At 56.3% G+C, this 18,736-nt stretch carries 15 protein-coding genes and 1 tRNA gene; 12 read left to right on the top strand and 4 right to left on the bottom strand.

Going from position 1 to position 18,736, the window contains the following annotated elements:
- Window positions 1-18: 18 nt before the first annotated feature.
- From TW80_RS11190 to TW80_RS11225, 8 genes are all read left to right on the top strand, one after another.
- Window positions 19-2,790, top strand: coding sequence for a tetratricopeptide repeat protein (locus TW80_RS11190; protein ID WP_045997472.1), 2,772 nt, complete (start codon window positions 19-21; stop codon window positions 2,788-2,790).
- Window positions 2,790-3,836, top strand: a complete 1,047-nt coding sequence (locus tag TW80_RS11195) for an alginate lyase family protein (RefSeq protein WP_084625764.1) — start codon at window positions 2,790-2,792, stop codon at window positions 3,834-3,836. Before TW80_RS11190 ends, TW80_RS11195 begins: the two co-directional genes overlap by 1 nt.
- Window positions 3,837-4,000: 164 nt before the next feature.
- Window positions 4,001-4,903 (top strand): helix-turn-helix domain-containing protein, encoded by a 903-nt coding sequence (locus TW80_RS11200; RefSeq protein ID WP_239450531.1) that lies wholly within the window; start codon window positions 4,001-4,003, stop codon window positions 4,901-4,903.
- Window positions 4,904-4,947: 44 nt separating this feature from the next.
- Complete coding sequence (locus tag TW80_RS11205) at window positions 4,948-7,029, top strand: TonB-dependent siderophore receptor (protein WP_045997475.1); 2,082 nt, start codon at window positions 4,948-4,950, stop codon at window positions 7,027-7,029.
- Window positions 7,023-7,904: an ABC transporter substrate-binding protein gene (locus TW80_RS11210; protein WP_239450532.1), complete on the top strand. Its 882-nt coding sequence runs from the start codon at window positions 7,023-7,025 to the stop codon at window positions 7,902-7,904. Before TW80_RS11205 ends, TW80_RS11210 begins: the two co-directional genes overlap by 7 nt.
- Complete coding sequence (gene fhuB, locus TW80_RS11215) at window positions 7,901-9,856, top strand: Fe(3+)-hydroxamate ABC transporter permease FhuB (protein WP_045997477.1); 1,956 nt, start codon at window positions 7,901-7,903, stop codon at window positions 9,854-9,856. The genes TW80_RS11210 and fhuB overlap by 4 nt, the downstream gene beginning before the upstream one ends.
- On the top strand, window positions 9,820-10,626 hold the full coding sequence (locus TW80_RS11220) for an ABC transporter ATP-binding protein (protein WP_045997656.1): 807 nt from the start codon (window positions 9,820-9,822) through the stop codon (window positions 10,624-10,626). Before fhuB ends, TW80_RS11220 begins: the two co-directional genes overlap by 37 nt.
- A 21-nt stretch (window positions 10,627-10,647) precedes the next feature.
- Window positions 10,648-12,348 carry an ABC transporter ATP-binding protein gene (locus tag TW80_RS11225; RefSeq protein ID WP_045997478.1) on the top strand — a complete coding sequence of 567 codons (1,701 nt, stop codon included), beginning with the start codon at window positions 10,648-10,650 and terminating at the stop codon, window positions 12,346-12,348.
- A 37-nt stretch (window positions 12,349-12,385) separates the two neighbouring features.
- Here the strand turns inward: TW80_RS11225 and TW80_RS11230 are convergent.
- From TW80_RS11230 to TW80_RS11245, 4 genes are all read right to left on the bottom strand, one after another.
- Window positions 12,386-12,461 (bottom strand) — tRNA-Thr (locus TW80_RS11230).
- 42 nt (window positions 12,462-12,503) lie between these two features.
- Window positions 12,504-13,952 (bottom strand): heme biosynthesis protein HemY, encoded by a 1,449-nt coding sequence (locus TW80_RS11235; protein WP_045997479.1) that lies wholly within the window; start codon window positions 13,950-13,952, stop codon window positions 12,504-12,506.
- Window positions 13,953-13,963: 11 nt separating this feature from the next.
- The gene (locus TW80_RS11240; protein ID WP_045997480.1) at window positions 13,964-15,133 is read right to left on the bottom strand and encodes a COG4223 family protein; all 1,170 of its coding nucleotides are present in this window, start codon (window positions 15,131-15,133) and stop codon (window positions 13,964-13,966) included.
- A gap of 93 nt (window positions 15,134-15,226) precedes the next feature.
- Complete coding sequence (locus tag TW80_RS11245; RefSeq protein ID WP_162197166.1) at window positions 15,227-15,964, bottom strand: uroporphyrinogen-III synthase; 738 nt, start codon at window positions 15,962-15,964, stop codon at window positions 15,227-15,229.
- A 39-nt stretch (window positions 15,965-16,003) separates the two neighbouring features.
- Between TW80_RS11245 and tsaD the strand changes: the two genes are divergently transcribed.
- The 4 genes from tsaD to TW80_RS11265 are packed head-to-tail and all read left to right on the top strand — an operon-like array spanning window position 16,004 to window position 18,731.
- On the top strand, window positions 16,004-17,080 hold the full coding sequence (gene tsaD, locus TW80_RS11250; protein ID WP_045997482.1) for a tRNA (adenosine(37)-N6)-threonylcarbamoyltransferase complex transferase subunit TsaD: 1,077 nt from the start codon (window positions 16,004-16,006) through the stop codon (window positions 17,078-17,080).
- On the top strand, window positions 17,077-18,039 hold the full coding sequence (locus TW80_RS11255) for an NAD(P)H-dependent glycerol-3-phosphate dehydrogenase (RefSeq protein WP_045997483.1): 963 nt from the start codon (window positions 17,077-17,079) through the stop codon (window positions 18,037-18,039). Before tsaD ends, TW80_RS11255 begins: the two co-directional genes overlap by 4 nt.
- The gene (locus tag TW80_RS11260; protein ID WP_045997484.1) at window positions 18,040-18,312 is read left to right on the top strand and encodes a YciI family protein; all 273 of its coding nucleotides are present in this window, start codon (window positions 18,040-18,042) and stop codon (window positions 18,310-18,312) included. It begins immediately after the preceding gene.
- Window positions 18,312-18,731, top strand: coding sequence for an EVE domain-containing protein (locus tag TW80_RS11265; RefSeq protein ID WP_045997485.1), 420 nt, complete (start codon window positions 18,312-18,314; stop codon window positions 18,729-18,731). The genes TW80_RS11260 and TW80_RS11265 overlap by 1 nt, the downstream gene beginning before the upstream one ends.
- Window positions 18,732-18,736 lie beyond the last annotated feature (5 nt).

The raw sequence follows: 18,736 nt of genomic DNA on the forward strand, positions 1-18,736 counted from the left end.
TTTCACAGGAGTAAACACATGTTCGGTTTCGTTCATTCGCCAAAACAACACTGGTCAGCGATCCTTTCGGTGCTTGCCCTGTCAGTCGCGCCTATCGCAACATATGCCCAAGAGGCGAGCACAGCTGTGCTCGACCTCGAATTCCTGCCACCAGACATCAAGCCTTCGCGCATCTGTGTGCCCCGCGCGCCGGACGCAGATACTATCGCCGCTTGGGAAAACTGGGATGGGCAGGCGCTGCCAAATATTGATCCAACGCTGATCAAGCGCGACATCAACCGGCTCCAACAGATCAACGCGCCCTATTGGCTCGATACGATTGAATTGATGATTACGCGGCTTGCGGAATCAAACGATGGCTATGCTGGAAACAACACGCTGATGGCGCGTATCTCGGCAATGATCGCCGCGGGAGCGTTCGAAGAACTGCGGAGCCAACAGCTCGTTGCGCAATTGGCTGCGAACGAAGAACTCCTTTCACCCCGGCTCAAGAACGCGCTGTCAGGATATTACCGCGACGGTATCGGCGTGGACCGGGATATCGACCGCGCCAATGCGCTGCTGGTCGATGCAGGTTATTCTGGAAACGCTGATGCGCTCTTGGCACTGACCCGCCTAGAGCTCTCTGGAAATGGGATCGAAGGTTGGGATGTCGCCCCTGAACTGGCTGTCACGATGGCCTTTGGGTCGTTGGTCGGCGAGTTGGACACTTCTATTTGCGACCGCGTTGCGCGGATTGCCCGTGAATACAATAGCGGTGAAATCGTCAAACAAAGTCCGCAACTCGCGCATGACTGGTTCCGCTTTGCCGCTGATTTGGGCGATTCAAACTCGGCTTGGAAAGTCGTCGAATACCACATGCTGGCGGAGAACTTTGAAAAAGATAACGACGTCTTACTGCAATACCTCCAGCAAGCTGCCAACGCGCAACTCCCCTACGCGCAGATCGCCTTGGGACGGGTTTATGAAACTGGGGCGCTCGTCGAGCAGGACCTTGATCGCGCGCTTCAGCTATTCCGCGCCGCCGCCAAAGAGGGCGGTCGCCCCGGCCTGACCCGCCTTGCGCTATTTCTAGAGGCCCACGGTGACCGCTACCCGGGCACCTACGCCGAGGGTATGGATGCCCTGCACAAGTTGTCCGAACTTCCTGACGCGGCTGGCTGGGTGTTTTCGCGATTGGCTGACGACACCTATGAACGCCTAGGGCGCTGGGGTGGCGATGCACAGGCGCTGGAATATCTCGAACGCGCGGCCGAACTGGGCGATATGGATGGATCCATTGAGCTTGCACAAGCATTGATCGCCCAGCGCGACAATGAACAAGACTTCGAACGCGCCGTTGATCTGCTGTCTTATTCGGTGACAGCACTGGGCGGCGGGACCCCTGCAAAGCTGTTGCATGGCGCCTTCATGTGCCAAGCAACAGACAGCCCCCGCGTCGAAGAAGCGCTCTACTGGAAAGAAGTTGAGCTGGCGACTGGCACAGCTAACCTTGAACTTTCTGCACATGAATTGATCGCACTGACACCCCAAAACGATCCGCTCACCATTGCGTCGATCCAGTCACAGGCGCTTTATGGTCGTCCGCAAGCATTGGCTAGTTACCGCAAATTCCTTGAAAGCGCGCCTAGCACGACACCAGAACTGGTCGACTTTTGGCGCGACTATTCCAACCAATACACCAGCGTGCTCGAAGCATTGGCAGAACTCGAATTCGAACTAGCCCAAAGCCCATCTGAACGCATCGTTGCCTTTAACTTGCTACGCCAAGAATACAAAAATTCTGGTGCCCCTGCCGCGCTTTCACTGGCAGAGGCGATGATCAGCTACCAAAATGATGCATCGTTCAGCATTGGCGAAATCCGCGCGCTGCTCGAAGTGCCTGCATACGCTGGCCAGGGTGCAGCGATGGAACTCTTGGCTGCATTAGGGACCGAACCAAATGCTGCGCGTCTGATTTATGAACAATTCGCACCAGTTATCGACACTAATGGCGACTTTAACGCCCTTGTCTTTGCGATCCCGCATCTGGACGTGGATGACCGCGCGGCATACCTATCGCGGGCTGCGGGTATCATTCCGTGCGACTACAAAAATGTCATGGCAATGGCGAATGTGAACCTCGAGATTGGCGACATCGACCAAGCGCTACATTGGATGGGCATTGCTGAATATCTGCTGGATGATAATCCTTGGACGATGGTCGACCTCGCGCGTGCCGAACTCGACGTGCGCGGCGCAGAGGCCGCACCAAAAGCAATGGACCTGTTCGAACGCGCCGCCCAAATGGGTGACGAAAACGCCCCGCGCGGAGTCTTTGGGCTGCTCGTGAACGCCGACGCTGAAACCTATGATCCTGATCGTGCCGCAGGGATGATCACCGAGGCAATGAGCGACCCCTCTCATGCATATCTCAACCGTTTCCTTGGCGTCTATCGTGGTGCCCCGGACCAAGCCAAAGCCGAAATCGAAGCCCGTCTTGATATGCCAGAGGTCTATCTGACTGCGGCGAACGCAGGAGATGTGTTCTCTATGCGGGCCTATGCGATGTTTTTGCGTGAAACAGCCGCAAACAACCAAGAACTGGCAACATCAACCGAATGGCTGCTGCGGGCTGCCGAAGGTGGCGACACAGCCGCGATGGCTGAACTGGGCTATGCCTTGGCCTTTGGCATCGGGACAGAGGCAGACCTAGATAGCGCTGTTTCTTGGCTCAAACGTGCTGCAGCGAACGGCTCTGAAAAGGCGGCGACAATTACCGCCCTTCTCAATCTCAGCGAGGACACCTAATGCGTAAATGTCTAGCAATGATGGGGACAACGGCCCTGATAACCATGGCTCAACCCGCGCTCGCCGCCCAAGACGATTGCAGCGTTGCACCTGAACCTGTGGTGTCCTTGGGCTTTGGCAGCCGTTACACTGACGAAAGCAAATCAAGATCCGAAATAGATGCTGCCGGAAACGCGGCGGTCAATGCAGCACTAGGCCCGATCGACGCATTCTTGCGCGATCTGACTGGAATGGCCAATAGCGTCGCGCGCGGTGACGACGATCAACGCGCCCAAGCAGACTGCGTCATTCAGCAGATGGCCACATGGGCCAAAGCGGATGCGTTTTCGGAACTTGAAACGATTACAGCCAATTTTTCCATTGGGTCCCGCTTGGCCGCCTTTGCCTTCGCCTATCGCCAAGTCGCGCCTTTCGCCAGCGATCCGCAGGCGCGTCAGGAAATCGAAGACTGGCTCGGCCGACGCACGACTGAACAAATGACGTTCTGGGAAGAAGAAGCAACGCCCGGAGCAAAAACGGGGAACCTGCGGGCATGGGCCACGTTGGGGATCAACCTTATTGGTGAAATCCGCAATGATCCTATCGCACTGCGTTGGTCTGCATGGTCGGCGACCTATCTACAATGTCAGGCCCGCGAAGACGGCAGCCTGCCCCAAGAAATGCGTCGCGGCAAATACGCGCTACACTATCAACTGCACGCTGTTGCACCGTTGGTCGTGACGACCCTTTTGCTAGAACAGCAAGGCATGTCGATCAAAGGCGCCTGCGATAACGCATTGGACCGTATCGTCGCCTTTACCTTGGCTGATCTGGAAACAGGCGAAGCGAGCCAAGCCTATTCTGGCGAGGTACAAACCCTGTTCGATGGGTCTGATACGCTCGAAGGGTTCCAGCTCGCGTGGCTCGAGGCCTATCTGATATTGTCACCAAACGATGAAATCGATGCCTTTGCCGAACAGTTCAGGCCGCTTGCCAATAGCAAGCTGGGCGGCGACCAAGCGCTACTATGGGGCACCGATCAATTCGGCATCGGTTCAGAGGGGTAACTAAAGGCTAGGCTGCGCCTAGATTGACGTTTTTGCCGCGATGCGGCACAATATTCTCGCTCAGCCATCGCCAGGCACTTCAACCTCATATCTTATTCACAACGCGGATCGGCAATTCATGTCACCGTGGTGAATTCCCGTTTTAGAGCCGCGCGATGACCTTTATGCCCCGAATGACAGCCGAGACGCGTGCGATCCGCACCGTGCGCCCACTGTCGTGGCGACGTTGGCCCGGTGTAATTGCTGATGTCTGGCACGTTCACGGCGAAGCGGGCGGCGGCGGGTTTTACCGCTCGCCCGATCCACGTTTGGTCGTGTTCTTGGGTGACGGCGCGAATGACCTACGCATCCGTACCGATGAAACCGCGCCGTGGACGCGGGATGTGGGTGTGTTTTACGTCCCCGCAGGCGTCCCACTCTGGAGCGAACTGGATCGCGAGGGGCCCTATGCGCATCTTGATCTCCATCTGGATGCTGGACCACTGGCACAGAGGCTTCAAACCTTAGTCACACCTGCTGCGCTGACACAAACGCGACTGCTGAAAAGCACCGACCGGATCAACACGCTAGCCGGCATGATCGCAGAAGAAGTCATGAACGCCGCGCGACCCGATCTTTTGACGGATGGGCTGTTTTCGGCGCTGATGACTGAGGTTTTGGACCTGCCCGCCCCACAGCCAGAGGCCGAACGTGGTGGGCTATCTCCCCGAACGCTTTCGAAACTCGAACATCACGCCCGCCAAAGCCTTGAGCGACGCATCACCGTTGCCGAGCTCGCCGAAGTTGCCAATCTATCCGAGAGCTGGCTCACGCGTGCATTCCGTCAAAGTCTCGGCACAACACCGCAAAGATGGCTCACATCACTCAGGCTAGAGACGGCACAACAGCTTATGGCGGACTTGTCACGGCCATTGGCAGAGGTCGCCGCCGAGGCTGGATTTGCCGATCAGGCGCATCTGACGCGGGTGTTTCGCAGCCATCACGGGCAAACCCCCGGAGACTGGAGAAAAAGACTTTTTGTCCCGAATCCGACAAATCACGACAGTTTGGTTCAAGCCAATCGCTAATTTCCGACTTAAACGGTCGGAAATTAATCACCTCGGACAAGTACATGACCCTCACTTCACGCCTCACTTTGCTGGCTAGCGCCAGCATTTTCGCGTTGTCATCGACAGCATACGCGCAATCCACTGCCGATCTTTACGATCTTGGCTCGATCCAGTTGGACGGCGAAATCGACCCGTCTGACCCGGTTCCCGGCTATGTCGCGACCAACGCGCAAACAGCGACCAAAACAGGCACGCCAATTCTGGAAACACAGCAGTCCGTCTCTGTGATCACCGGCGAACAGATCGAAGACCAAGGCGCAACAACACTGGGCGATACGCTTGGCTACACTGCCGGTCTGACAGCACAGCCTTTCGGCACTGACCCACGGTTTGACAGCCCGACTATTCGCGGCTTCAACGGGTCTGACGCACAGTACCTGAACGGCCTGCGGATCATGCGAGACTTTGGTGCGCCGTCGTTTGAGATCTACTCGCTTGAGCGCGTCGAAGTGCTAAAGGGGCCTTCATCTGTGATGTACGGTTCTGGCATCCCTGGCGGCGTCATCAACCAAGTCCAAAAACGTGCGCAATTCGTTGACTTTGGCGAAGCAGGCGTTGGCATCGGCGATCCAAAAGCGACTGAAGGCTTTGTGGATTGGAACCACAACTACACCGACAACTTTGCCGCACGTTTCACTGCTGTAGCGCGCGACAGCGAAGAAGATGTCGAAGAACTGACAAACCAGCGTGGCTATCTGGGCGTGGCAACACGTTGGGATATCACCGATGCGACCACTTTGCAGTTCCTTGGTTCTTACCAAAAAGACAGCCCAATCACCCCGGCTGGCGTTCCTTACGACCTGATCGGCCAGGTTAACGACAAAGACTTGCGTAGCTTCTATGCCGGTGATCCAACTGACGACAACAGCGACCGCGAAACATTGAACCTCGGGTTGGAACTCAGCCACGACTTGAACGAAAATTGGTCGATTGACGTTGGCTACCGCCACCAAAACTTTGATTGGACCTACACTGGTTTCTACGTGAACAACACTGTTGCAGATGGCGACACGATTACGCGCGGCGCAAGCACCCAATTCGAAGACAGTGTGACAGATAACCTAGATGCCCGAGTAGCAGGCACTGTTTGGACTGACACCGGGAAGCACGATCTATTGTTTGGCCTCGATCTTCGCCGCTATGAAGTACAAAACCAAACTGACTTCATGTCAGCAGATGACATTAGCTATTCAAACCCTGACTATAACGGTGCGAACCTAGGAACTCCTTGGTACACAGGTGTCAACGATCTAACCCTGACGCAATTCGGTATTTATGCTCAACAAGAAACGGCAAATGGCAACTGGCGCAGCTCAAATGCCCTTCGTTTAGACCGAGCCAAACAAACCGGCACAAGCAGTCAAGAAGACCTTGCTGCAACTCGCCGACACAGTTTTTCCTACTTGTTCGACAACGGTGTCGCTCCGTACGCGAGCTATACTCAATCGTTTGATCCGACAGTCGGAAGCGATATTGACGGCAATGCACTGAAACCAACTGAAGGCGAACAGTATGAACTGGGCGTCAAATGGGAACCAACCACGTTTAACGGCTTCTTCTCAGCTGCCGTTTATAACCTGACGCAAAGCAACCTCTCGGCGACAGTTACCGAAGGCGGCATATCAGGCATTCGCCAAATCGGCGAAGTCACGTCCAAAGGTCTAGAGCTGGAAGGTTCTGTCGATCTGGACAACGGCTGGAACATTCGTGGACAGTACACTTGGAACGAAACAGAACAGACCAAGGGCGACAACGTCGGAAACGAAATGCCAAACGCACCCGCGCATAACGCCAGCCTGTGGGCCAACTATGGCTTTGGCAATGGCAGTGCTCTCGAAGGGCTGCGCGTTGGTGGCGGTGTTCGTTACATCGGCACACGTTTTGGCGACGCCGGAAACGCTTACGAGATGGAAGACGTCACATTGCTTGATCTTCAGACAAGCTATGACGTGACCGAGGATATCGCGCTGTCATTGAACGTCTCCAATCTGACAGATGTAGCCTACGTCGCGAACTGCGGTTCATTTGGCTGCTATTATGGCGACGGCCGCACCGTTCAGGCGCGTATGTCTTACAAGTGGTAAACGCTTCTAAATCCTTTGGGCGCCGCGCATTTATGTGCGGCGCTCTTGCGTCTGCTGCAATCCCTGCACAGGCAGACGTGCCACGCGTTGCCGCCATCGACTGGGCGATGCTTGAAACGGCACTGGCGCTTGGGGTTACGCCCGTCGCCGCGTGCGAGCTCATCCGGTTTCGCGCTGATGCAATCACCCCAGAGATCCCACAAACCGTGGTAGATCTAGGCCTACGCAGTTCCCCGAATTTTGAGCTACTGCAACTCACCCGTCCGACCCTCATTTTGTCTTCGCCGTGGTACGCCTATATTGAACCCCGCTTCACGGCGATTGCACCCGTCTATAGCCAGACATTCTATTTCGCTGACAAAGATCCGTGGCAAAAATCCATCGACGCATTGCATGGACTTGCCGGGCAACTGGGCATCCCTGATACCGCTCATCAGGTCGAGGCCGCAGCCCATGCAGAAATTGCCCAATTGCGCGATACACTTGTGCCATATCGGGACCGCCCGCTCTATCTAGCAGAAATTGGCGATGCGCGACATTTTCGTGCCTTTGGCCCCGATAGTATGTTCGGCGCCGTGCTGACCGAATTAGGGCTTACCAACGCTTGGCAAGGCAACACGGAATATTCATTTGCCGCGCCGGTACCGCTAGAACGGCTCGCCGAAACGCCAGAGGCGCGCATCATCGGGATATCTGGAATTCCAGTTGTTGCCAAACAGGCGATGGCGCAATCCGTGCTGTGGAACCGTCTCGTGCCCGTCGCCCAAGGAAGATTTGCAGAAATCGAAGACATCAATCCGTTTGGCGGATTGCCGGCTGGCTTGCGCTTTGCCCGTCTGCTGACAACGGCGCTGACACAAGGACATGCGGGATGAAGATATTCGCATTACCGTTCGCATTCTGTGTCGCGGTGGCGTTGTGGCTGTTCGCCGCCCAAAGTTTGCTAACAAATGGATGGCCCGCGCCGCCCTATGCACCGGATCGGTTGCAGATAGATGATATTCTATTGATCTACGGGCATTTGCCGCGCGGATTAATGGCATTGATCGTAGGGGCACTGTTGGGGTTGTCAGGCGCACTGTTGCAAGTCGTTCTGCGCAATCCAATTGCTGATCCATCGACCTTGGGCATTTCTTCGAGCGCACAGCTCGCGCTCGTGGCTGTAACAGTTTTGGCGCCTGAATGGCTCGCTTGGGGGCGCTGGCCGATTGCAATGTTTGGGGCGCTCTGTGCTTTGGCGCTTGTCATGGGGATCGGGGCCGCGCGCGCGTTTCATCCGGTCACAATGGTCATTACCGGCATGCTTGTCGCGCTCTTTGCGTCGTCCTTTGCAGCGGCCCTTACACTATCACAGGGACAATACCTGTTCTCTCTGGTCATTTGGAATGGCGGATCGCTCGTGCAAACGGGGTGGGAACCAACAATCACATTGGGTGGCGTGCTGGTCGGCGGCGGGATCTGCGCCGCGCTTTTGGCACGCCCATTAAGCGTGCTCGGCGTTGCCGCTGAAACTGCGCGTTCGCTGGGGATGAATGTCGCTTGGGTCCGTGCACTTGCAGTGATCTTAGCCTGCGCAATTGCGGCCAGCGTGTCCGCAACTGTCGGGCTGGTTGCCTTTGTCGGGCTTGCCGCGCCTGCAATCGCGCGGGCCAGCGGCGCTCGTAAACCGGGGCAAATCCTGCTGATGGCTCCTGTTGCAGGTGCGCTATTGCTTTCGATTTGTGATGGATTGGTTTTGACTATTGCAGGCGCAGGCGGAGAGATGTTCCCAACGGGCGCTGTCACTGGCCTGATCGGCGGGCCACTGTTGCTGTGGCTACTGCCGCGTCTTCGGGCAACGCCACCACCGGCACAGGCCGATGTGCTCGCACGGCGCGAGCACCCTGCCCGACTACTCTGGGCGCTGACGATCGCATCAGTCGTACTGATTGTTGCGTTGCTCATGCTAGGTCGGCTGCCCAGCGGTTGGAGCATTCTGGACCGCGAGAGCCTGTCGCTATTCCTACCCAACCGTTTGCCCCGGCTGATCGGCGCAGCAAGCGCGGGCGGATTGCTAGCCCTAGCAGGTGCAATTCTTCAGCGGCTCACAGCGAATCCGCTCGCGTCCCCCGAGGTGCTCGGCGTATCAGGCGGTGCGGCGATGGGATACGCTGGTATGGTGTTTTTGGCAGCGGCACCAACGGCAATCATGCTCACATTGGGGGCTGCGATTGGTGGGGCATTGGCATTGGCGCTGATCACTCTATGCGTCTTGGGCCGGAACGCACGGCCTGAGCGTTTGTTGCTCGCAGGTGTCGCGGTATCTTCGCTTGCTGCATCGGTACTTTCGCTACTCATGGCTGTCGGCTCGATGAAAAGCTTTACCATTCTTGCTTGGCTGTCTGGTTCGGCCGCTGCAATGACATCGACAGGGGCACTGGCGCTGGCCGTACTCTTGCTGGTTGGCACAGTTTGCGCACTGACGCTGTCACGTTGGCTTGCGATCTTGCCGCTTGGCCCTGATGTTGCGCGGGCATTGGGCGTTCCGGTCAAACTTGCCACTGTCGCGATGGTTCTGATTGCAGGGCTTGCGACAGGTGCTGCAACCATCCTTGTTGGCCCGCTTAGCTTTGTTGGGTTGATGGCACCACATCTGGCACGGCATCTCGGCTTTGCCCGTGCCTCCGATCACCTCTTGGGTAGTATGCTGATTGGTGTTTTGCTCATGCTTGCAGCCGATTTTGGCGCACGTATGGCTAGCTTTCCTTATGACCTGCCGCTTGGCCTGTTTGCGTCGCTCTTGGGCGCGCCATGGTTGATCTGGCTCTTGCTGCGGAGACCCGCATGACCTCGCTTTATCACATTGAAAATCTCAAGTTCACCGTGCCTGGGCGGACATTGCTGGATGACGTGCAACTATCGATCCCAGCGGGCAAGGTAACCGGGCTGATCGGACATAACGGATCGGGTAAATCGACATTGCTCAAGCTTCTTGCGCGTCAGGTTGCGCCGACAGCTGGGACAATTGCATTTCACGACCAACCACTTGCAGATTGGAACGCGCGTAAACTAGCGCGTCGCTTGGCCTACCTGCCGCAGCATCTGCCCCCTGCCGAAGGCTTAACAATCAAAGAACTCGCCGCTTTGGGGCGCTATCCTTGGCATGGGCCGCTCGGCCGACCCGGCACCCAAGACAAAGAGGCCATCACAGCCGCACTGAATGCCTGCGGACTGTCCGACATGGCGGATCAACGCGTTGAAACGCTTTCAGGCGGCGAGGCACAGCGCGCGTGGCTTGCCATGCTGATCGCCCAAGAAGCCGATTGCCTATTGCTGGATGAACCCATCTCGGCGCTTGATATTGTGCATCAGGTCGAGGTTCTTTCGCTCGTTCATAAACTGAGCCAAGACAGCGGTCGCAGTATCATTGTCGTTCTACACGATCTTAACATGGCGGCGCGGTTCTGCGATCACATCGTAGCACTGCGTGGTGGTGCCGTTGCGATGCAAGGCACACCCCAAGACTTGATGAACCCGTCGCAGTTACAATCCATCTATGGTGCCGATATGGAGGTGCTTTCACGCGCCGACGGCACCCCGATTGCACACCCCAATTAACCCCGAAGGTCACGCAGCCACATGCTCCGCAAATTCTTCGCCTACTACCGGCCCCACACGAAACTTCTGTGGCTGGATCTGATCTGTGCTGTCTTGTCGGGGCTGCTAGAGCTGGTCTTTCCGCTCGCCATCGCGGCCTTTATTGACCACCTGCTACCCCAAGGGGATTGGGCCCTGACCGTGATTGCGGCGATTGGACTGGTGGTTGTGTACCTGATCAACACAGGGCTGATGGCTGTTGTGATTTACTGGGGGCATACGCTGGGGATCAATATCGAAACAGAGATGCGCAAGCGCGCCTTTGCCCATATCACACGCCTCAGCTGGACATGGTTCGACAAAAACGAGACAGGCAAGCTGGTGTCACGGGTAACCCGCGATCTCGAAGAAATTGGTGAAGTCGCGCACCACGGTCCAGAGGATATTCTGATTGCCCTGATGACTTTTGTCGGAGCCTTCGCGTTGATGCTCTATCTGCATCCACCGTTGGCGTTTATTACCCTTGCGATCGTGCCTGCGATGGTATGGTTGCTGGCCGTTTACGGCGGGCGCATGACCCGCACATGGCAGGCGATCTATGGGCGGGTTGGCGCGTTCAACGTCCGCCTCGAAGAAAGCATCGGCGGAATTCGCGTTGTCCAAGCATTTACCAATGAACCTCATGAGCGCAGCCTATTTGACGGGGACAACCAGCTCTATCGTAAGACCAAGCTCGAGGCCTACCGGATCATCGCGGCATTAACATCGCTGCATTATATGGGGCTGCGTGCGGTGCAGGTGATCGTCATGGTCGCAGGCGCGGGATATGTGTTCCAAGGTGGTCTTTCCTCAGGCTCATATGTCGCGTTCTTACTGCTTGTCGGGGTTTTCTTTCGCCCCTTGGAAAAGATCGCGGCGGTGGTCGAAACCTATCCGCGCGGAATTGCCGGTTTCCGCAATTACCTCGACCTGCTTGCACAAAAACCTGACATCACGGATGCACCTAACGCCACGGACGCCCCCGCGCTGCGCGGCGATATCGCGTTTGATAACGTTGCACTTAGCTATGATGGTGCGCGTGGCGTGCTGCATGGCATTTCGTTGCAAATTAACGCTGGCGAAACCGTCGCATTTGTCGGTCCATCCGGTGCTGGCAAGACCTCTTTGATGGCACTGATCCCACGCTTTTACGACGTGACTGGCGGCACGATCACGATCGACGGCATTGCGCTGCGGGATATGACGCTCGATTCACTGCGCAAACAAGTCGGTCTTGTCTCGCAAGATGTGTTCTTGTTCGGCGGGACCCTGCGGGAAAATATCGCCTACGGACGACTGAACGCGACTGACGAAGAAATCCGCGAAGCCGTGAAACAAGCACGTCTTGAGCCGCTGGTTGATAGCCTGCCAGAAGGGTTGAATACGATTGTTGGTGAACGTGGTGTGATGCTTTCGGGTGGTCAACGTCAACGTGTCGCGATTGCGCGCGTCTTTTTGCGCAACCCGCCGATCCTGTTGCTGGACGAAGCAACATCCGCGCTGGATCGCAGTACAGAGCGCGAAGTCCAAGCTGAGCTATCACAATTGGCCGTTGGTCGCACCACGCTCATCATCGCGCATCGGCTCGATACAATTCGCCACGCGGATAAAATTGTGGTGATCGATGGTGGGCGCATCGTTGAAATCGGCACGCATGACGAACTGGTCGCCAAACAGGCCGCTTATTTCGCGATGCTAGGATAGATATTGCTGGGTAAATCGCTTGGGCCACTGGCCCAAGTGGTGCCGCTGATAGGACTCGAACCTACGACCCCATCATTACGAATGACGTGCTCTACCAGCTGAGCTACAGCGGCATTCGAGGTGCTTTTAGCACCCCGAAACTTGCACGGAAAGCGCTATTTCTGTGTTTCCGTATCGACAATTTCAGCATCAGTCACGGTCACTTCTGCCGGTAGATTTTCGACAGGTTCCTGCCCAACAATCAATGGCAGCATCTCTGTGCCTGACGGCATTGCAACCTCTTCTGCGGGGGCATTTTTCCACGACAGCGTGTCAAACGATCCGCAGTTCCCACATGTGGCGACCCATTTCGGGTGAATGTGCTGACAGTTATCACAAATCCACTGCGGACCTCGGGGCGCTGTCAAAGCGCGGGTTAGCCAGCCACGCACAACTGAATCTGCGGCCCCTTCGCCACGCTCAATCGCTGCCATCAAGGTCAGATTGCGGGCCGTGGGATCATTTTCGACCAAATCACCCAATGCGCGTTTCGCTGCGGGGAAATCCTCTGCCGCGATATAGAGTTCAGCCAACAGCATCTTGGTCTCGGGGTGATCCGCCGTCGATTTGGTCAGTGTGCGGAACCGCTTAATCCGCTGTTCAGGTGTTTCGTCAGGAACAATTTCAGCAAAGGCTGTCGCGATATCAGGATGCGGTTGCGCCGACCATGTTTTTGTCAACACACGGGTTGCATAGCGTGCATTTCCATCCGCGATATAGCTGCGCGCCGCCATGATCGCGGCAGGGATTAGATCAGGCGACAGACGGTTCGCTTCGACCGCAGCTTCGCGTGCCTCGATGGTTTTACCGTCTTCGAGAATTTCACGCGCCTCTGACAAGGCAAGTACTGCATCACGCCGTTTGTGCACATCGCGCGGCAAGTGACCCGACTTGAGCTTTGCACCCAATGTTTGACGCGCACCTGACCAGTCCGCCTTTTCCGCTTGCAAACGCAGCAAGACGTCTTGGGTTTCTTCGTGCTTGGGCTTGAGCGCAAAGGCCTTTTGCGCCAGCGCAAATGCGGTCTCGGTGTCACCTTCTGACAGCTTTTGCTTCATGATGCCGCGCACGCCGACAAAGCGGGTGCGGTCATCTTGCAGCAGTTTTTTATAGGTTTCTTCGGCCTTGCGACGATCGCCAGTCATTTCAGCCGCTTGCGCGGTCAGCAAGTTTGTCAACTGTGGTTGCTTTAGCAGCTTATCGGCGCGGGCTGCTTTGGTCATGGCAAGATGCCCCTCACCAGACGCCAGCGCCATCATCCCTTCGGACAGGGCCTCGTAACCTTTGCGTTCGCGATTCCGATCAAAGTAGCGTGAAATCGCAGTTTCATCACCGTTAAGAAATTTGAAAGTCGCCACGAGAAAGGCGAGCAACTTGAGCCCCAACCAAACAGCGACGACCAAAGCGCCAAAGGCAAAGACCATTTCCAACGTGCTAAGCGTGATTTCTTTGCCTGCAACGCCGATTGTCGCGCCGCCCTCGACATCCATCAGCATGGTTGCGCCAAAGGTCAGCGCAGTCACTGCAATAACAAACGCAACAATTTTTATCAGAGACCAGAGCATAATTATCGCCTTTAGTTATCACTAAGTGAAGAAGAGAGCATATCAATCGCCGCCTGTGCGCTTGCGCGCGCCTCGGCTAGGGCAAGCCATTCCGACATATCGGCGCGAACTACCTCTGGCAGACCACCGATTTCGGCCAAAGCGTCAGACAAACGACCCGCGCTAACAGCCGATTCAGCGCGCGATAGTACGGCATCGGCGTCGTTACCCTCGCGGGGCGCTGTTGAACGCACGTCAAACTGATCACGCAAGAATGCGCCAAAGCCAGACATTTCTTCGCCCGAGACACCTTCGCTGCGGGCGGTTGCAAGAGCCGCGCGCGCCACCTCTGGGAACCCATCACGAAGAGTTTGCATCGTTGGCACACCGTCTTGGGCAGCAAGCAGCGCATCAGGTGCAGCGGTTCCCAATGCCTCTTCGAGATCGCCAAGCGCGGCCCCAATTGGCGCACCTGTTTCCAATGCGCTCTGAATACGGGCCAGCGCGGCACGACCAGCTGCATTGCGCGCAGCAGCAGCAGCGTTTTCTTCGATGGCGGCCGCCTCTGCACGGGCAGTTTCAAGGCGCGTTTCGGCGATACCTGCCATATCCTCAATCTGCGCGCGCAACGCGTCTAGTTCAGATTGATAGGCACCACTGGGCAGGGTCCCACCAGCCGTTGCTGGCATCGCCTCAAGCGTATCAACCCGCACCGCAACACTCGCGATTTGGGCCTCATACTCATCAAAGCGGCCCGCCAAATTGGTCTGCGCCTCTTGGACTTGGGCAAGCTGACTGTTTTGGATATCTGCGATTTGATTGCGCAACCCGTCAATGGCCGCAGACTGTTCCGCGACCTTGGTTGTTAGCTCTGGATCGGCAGAGGGGTTCGTGATCGTGGCAACGCCATAACCAATCGCACCGGCGATCAGACCGCCAATCAATAATGGGAAAAAGCCACTGCTTTGACGCGCGGGGGCAGCACTTGGTGGCGGGGCGATTTTATTTTCAACAGGCTCCGGCTTTGCCTCTTTTTCAACCACTTGTACGGGTTCCACTTTCAGTTCGGGCGCAGGTTTAGGCGCTTCGGGGTAAACTTCATCGGGAATTGAATCAATGAACGGGGACGCAGCGACGGTCGATTCGACAGGCTTAGTTGCTTTTGCAGGTGCCTTTCGGCCCTTAGCTGGCTGTTTTGCCACGTTTTCACCCTTTCAATAGATATCCGCGCCAACGTGGCGGGTCATCCAACCAAAACTAGCGCGGTCGAGGCCGGTGCTCAACCTTCGCCTTAATTATGACGCATTATTCACAAGGGCTTCAAGACGCGCAAACGTTGCCTTGTACATTGCTACGCCATTTGGCTGCGCGGCAACGGTGATTGTTTGTGCATCAACCGTGCCGGCCGCCTGTTTTACCGCGTTACTCATTACCACTAAATGCAGAGGTGCAACGAAAAACCTCTGCCGGCTTAATAACCTAGCCGTTCGAGGTGAAAACAGGGGTAAGACGACGGGAAATTCCCCCTTAAGGGCGGTCAATGCCTCTGATGTCAGCGATATCGCGTGTTGCTCATAGGCGATGATTTCCTCGCATTGGACCCCGCCCGCACCAAGGCGTGCGACGATATCCCCGCGCGTATGACGGCCACGAACATGCGCCAATCGGCCGCGGGGCGGATCAGCGAGGATCAGGTCAATCAGCCCATCAGCGTCACCCGGACCCACAATTGTGAGAAATCCTGCCTCTTGGGCCATTGCAGCGGTGCGCGGTCCAACGCAATAGGCCGTCATGCCAGACCGCATCGGCGTACAGCCAACCGCATGCGTCGATGTAAAGATAACACCGCCTACATCGTCTGACAGCGGAGCCAACGCGTTTTGCTGAATATCGAGCAGTGGCGAAACGATCACGCGGATCTGATCGCCAAATTGCGCAACCGCCGCCTGCGCCATTTCCTGCGCCTGTTGCACAGGTCGTGTCACGATCAGGGTCGGCTTCATTTGCGCACCATTGTTTGCGAGGTTGTCCAATGTTACCTGCCTATCAGATGCACGCAACCGGGTTACGCCATGACACTGACCATCCTAGGAATCGAAAGCAGTTGCGATGATACTGCCGCCGCTGTGGTGCGCGGCACTGAAATCTTGTCTTCTGTTGTCTATGGGCAAACCGATCTGCATGCCGATTTTGGCGGCGTTGTCCCCGAAATTGCCGCCCGCGCCCATGCCGAAAAACTAGATCACGCCATCGAGGAAGCCTTGCAAAAAGCGGGTCTAACACTGGCAAATCTGGACGGAATTGCCGTGACGTCAGGGCCTGGCTTGATTGGCGGCGTGTTGTCCGGCGTTATGTGCGCCAAAGGGATATCAGCAGCAACTGGGCTGCCGCTGGTTGGGGTCAATCATTTGGCAGGGCATTCGTTGACGCCCCGGCTGACCGATCAACTGCCCTACCCCTATTTGATGCTACTGGTGTCCGGTGGTCATTGTCAGTTCCTAATTGTCGAAGGTCACGACACATACCAACGGATTGGCGGAACTATTGACGACGCGCCGGGCGAAGCCTTTGATAAAACAGCGCGTATTCTGGGATTACAGCAACCCGGCGGCCCGCATGTGGAAAATGCCGCACGTAACGGTGACCCCAAACGGTTCAGCCTTCCGCGCCCTCTCTTGAACCAACCGGGTTGTGATATGTCGTTTTCCGGGCTCAAGACCGCAATTTTGCGCGCCCGTGACAGCGTAGTTGCTGAAAAAGGCGGGTTGGAACTGCAAGATCAGGCTGACCTATGCGCAGGTTTCCAAGCTGCCGTAACTGATGTTTTGATCGAAAAGACACGCCGCGCGATGCAAATTTACCTAGAAATGAACCCCGCAAAACGCAGTTTTGCCATCGCCGGTGGGGTCGCCGCCAACGGTGCAATCCGTGACGGGTTATTACGGCTTTGTGCTGAGTTAGACACTGATTTTGTCGCTCCGCCCTTACAGCTTTGTACTGATAACGCAGCCATGATTGCCTATGCGGGTATCGAAATGATGCAAGCAGGTCATCGCGACGATCTGACATTATCCGCTCGGCCCAGATGGCCGCTTGACCAACGTGCGGCACCTATGCTCGGGTCTGGCAAAAAGGGAGCAAAGGCATGAAGATCGGCATCGCGGGCGGTGGCGCGTTTGGCACAGCACTAGGGGTGGCTCTTGCCTTGGATGGAAAGGATGTCACGCTCTGGGCGCGGAATCCTGAAGCTATCGAAACCATGCAAAACGACCGTAAGAACCCCAAGCTACCGGGTGTTGAATTACCACGGAATATGTCGTTTTCAGCCGAGTTAGACTCTATTTTTGCCTGCGACACCATTCTAATCGCGATCCCTGCGCAAACTGTGCCTGCGTTCTTGAATGCGCATGTGGATCAGCTCACGGGCAAGAACCTGATCGCGTGCTGTAAGGGTATTGATCTGAAGCGCATGACCGGTCCCGCCAGCACGATCAAAGATCTTGTGCCAAATGCGACCGCAGCGATGCTCACTGGTCCCAGCTTTGCCGCCGATATTGCGCGTGGGCTACCAACCGCATTGACGCTCGCCTGCGCTGACGATGCGCGGGGTGCCGAACTTCAGGCTGCGCTGTCGACCACTTCGCTCCGGATTTACCGGACAACGGATACCATCGGCGCCGAATTGGGCGGAGCGCTCAAGAATGTGATGGCGATTGCCTCTGGTGTCGCCATCGGCGCTGGATTGGGCGAGAGCGCGCGCGCCGCCCTGATCACGCGCGGCTTCCCCGAAATGCAGCGCCTCGCGGTCAAATTGGGCGGACAGCCGGATACCCTATCTGGGCTTTCTGGATTTGGAGATCTGGTGCTGACCTGCACCTCGGAACAATCGCGCAATTTTCGCTATGGCCTCGCGCTGGGGCGGGGTGAGACGTTTGACAGTTCAACAACCGTCGAAGGCGCTGCCACCGCCCGCGCGGTCCGGCAGCTATCCGGGGAACTGGACATTGATATGCCAATCTGCACAGTCGTGGCAGACTTAACCGAAGACAAAACCGACGTCATGCGCGCACTCAACGCGCTCTTGTCGCGCCCATTAAAGGAAGAATAAATGCGCTTTGCCCTAATCACCACCGACAAACCCGGCGCTTTGGACATCCGCAAAGCAAACCGAGACGCCCATTTGGCCTATATCGCCGAGACCGGAGTTGTGGAAATGGCCGGGCCATTTCTAGACGAAAACGCCGAAATGTGCGGATCACTGATTATTCTTGAGGTCGCTGATCTTGCGGCCGCGCAAGATTGGGCGGCGAATGATCCCTACGCCAAGGCAGGACTATTCAGCGACGTGCGTATTCAAGCTTGGAAAAAGGTTGTTGGATAATGGCATATTGGCTTTTTAAGTCAGAACCGGACGTTTGGGGATGGGATAAACAGGTCGCCAAAGGTGAAGCTGGCGAAGAATGGGATGGCGTGCGCAATTATCAGGCACGCAATAACATGCGGGCGATGAAACTCGGGGACCGGGGGTTCTTTTATCATTCGCGCTCTGGACTGGAAATTGTCGGTATCGTCGAAGTTTGCGCAGAAGCACACCAAGATAGCTCGACCGATGATGAACGTTGGGACTGCGTCGATATCAAAGCGGTCCGCCCCTTTGTCAAACCTGTGACGCTTGAACAAATCAAAGCAGATGCGCGCCTGACTGAAATGGCATTGGTCAAAAGCTCGCGGTTGTCGGTCCAGCCGGTCACCGATGACGAATGGGAAATAGTCTGCGCATTGGGTGAAACAAAACCCTAGCTTGA

This window comes from Loktanella sp. S4079 (assembly GCF_000967725.1).
Lineage (GTDB): Bacteria > Pseudomonadota > Alphaproteobacteria > Rhodobacterales > Rhodobacteraceae > Yoonia.

Excerpts from the sequence above, each read along its gene's own strand:
- TW80_RS11190 (WP_045997472.1), top strand. The coding sequence starts at position 19 with ATGTTCGGTTTCGTTCATTCGCCAAAACAACACTGGTCAGCGATCCTT.
- TW80_RS11195 (WP_084625764.1), top strand. The coding sequence starts at position 2,790 with ATGCGTAAATGTCTAGCAATGATGGGGACAACGGCCCTGATAACCATG.
- TW80_RS11200 (WP_239450531.1), top strand. The coding sequence starts at position 4,001 with ATGCCCCGAATGACAGCCGAGACGCGTGCGATCCGCACCGTGCGCCCA.
- TW80_RS11205 (WP_045997475.1), top strand. The coding sequence starts at position 4,948 with ATGACCCTCACTTCACGCCTCACTTTGCTGGCTAGCGCCAGCATTTTC.
- fhuB (WP_045997477.1), top strand. The coding sequence starts at position 7,901 with ATGAAGATATTCGCATTACCGTTCGCATTCTGTGTCGCGGTGGCGTTG.
- TW80_RS11220 (WP_045997656.1), top strand. The coding sequence starts at position 9,820 with ATGGTTGATCTGGCTCTTGCTGCGGAGACCCGCATGACCTCGCTTTAT.
- TW80_RS11225 (WP_045997478.1), top strand. The coding sequence starts at position 10,648 with ATGCTCCGCAAATTCTTCGCCTACTACCGGCCCCACACGAAACTTCTG.
- TW80_RS11235 (WP_045997479.1), bottom strand. The coding sequence starts at position 13,952 with ATGCTCTGGTCTCTGATAAAAATTGTTGCGTTTGTTATTGCAGTGACT.
- tsaD (WP_045997482.1), top strand. The coding sequence starts at position 16,004 with ATGACACTGACCATCCTAGGAATCGAAAGCAGTTGCGATGATACTGCC.
- TW80_RS11255 (WP_045997483.1), top strand. The coding sequence starts at position 17,077 with ATGAAGATCGGCATCGCGGGCGGTGGCGCGTTTGGCACAGCACTAGGG.
- TW80_RS11260 (WP_045997484.1), top strand. The coding sequence starts at position 18,040 with ATGCGCTTTGCCCTAATCACCACCGACAAACCCGGCGCTTTGGACATC.
- TW80_RS11265 (WP_045997485.1), top strand. The coding sequence starts at position 18,312 with ATGGCATATTGGCTTTTTAAGTCAGAACCGGACGTTTGGGGATGGGAT.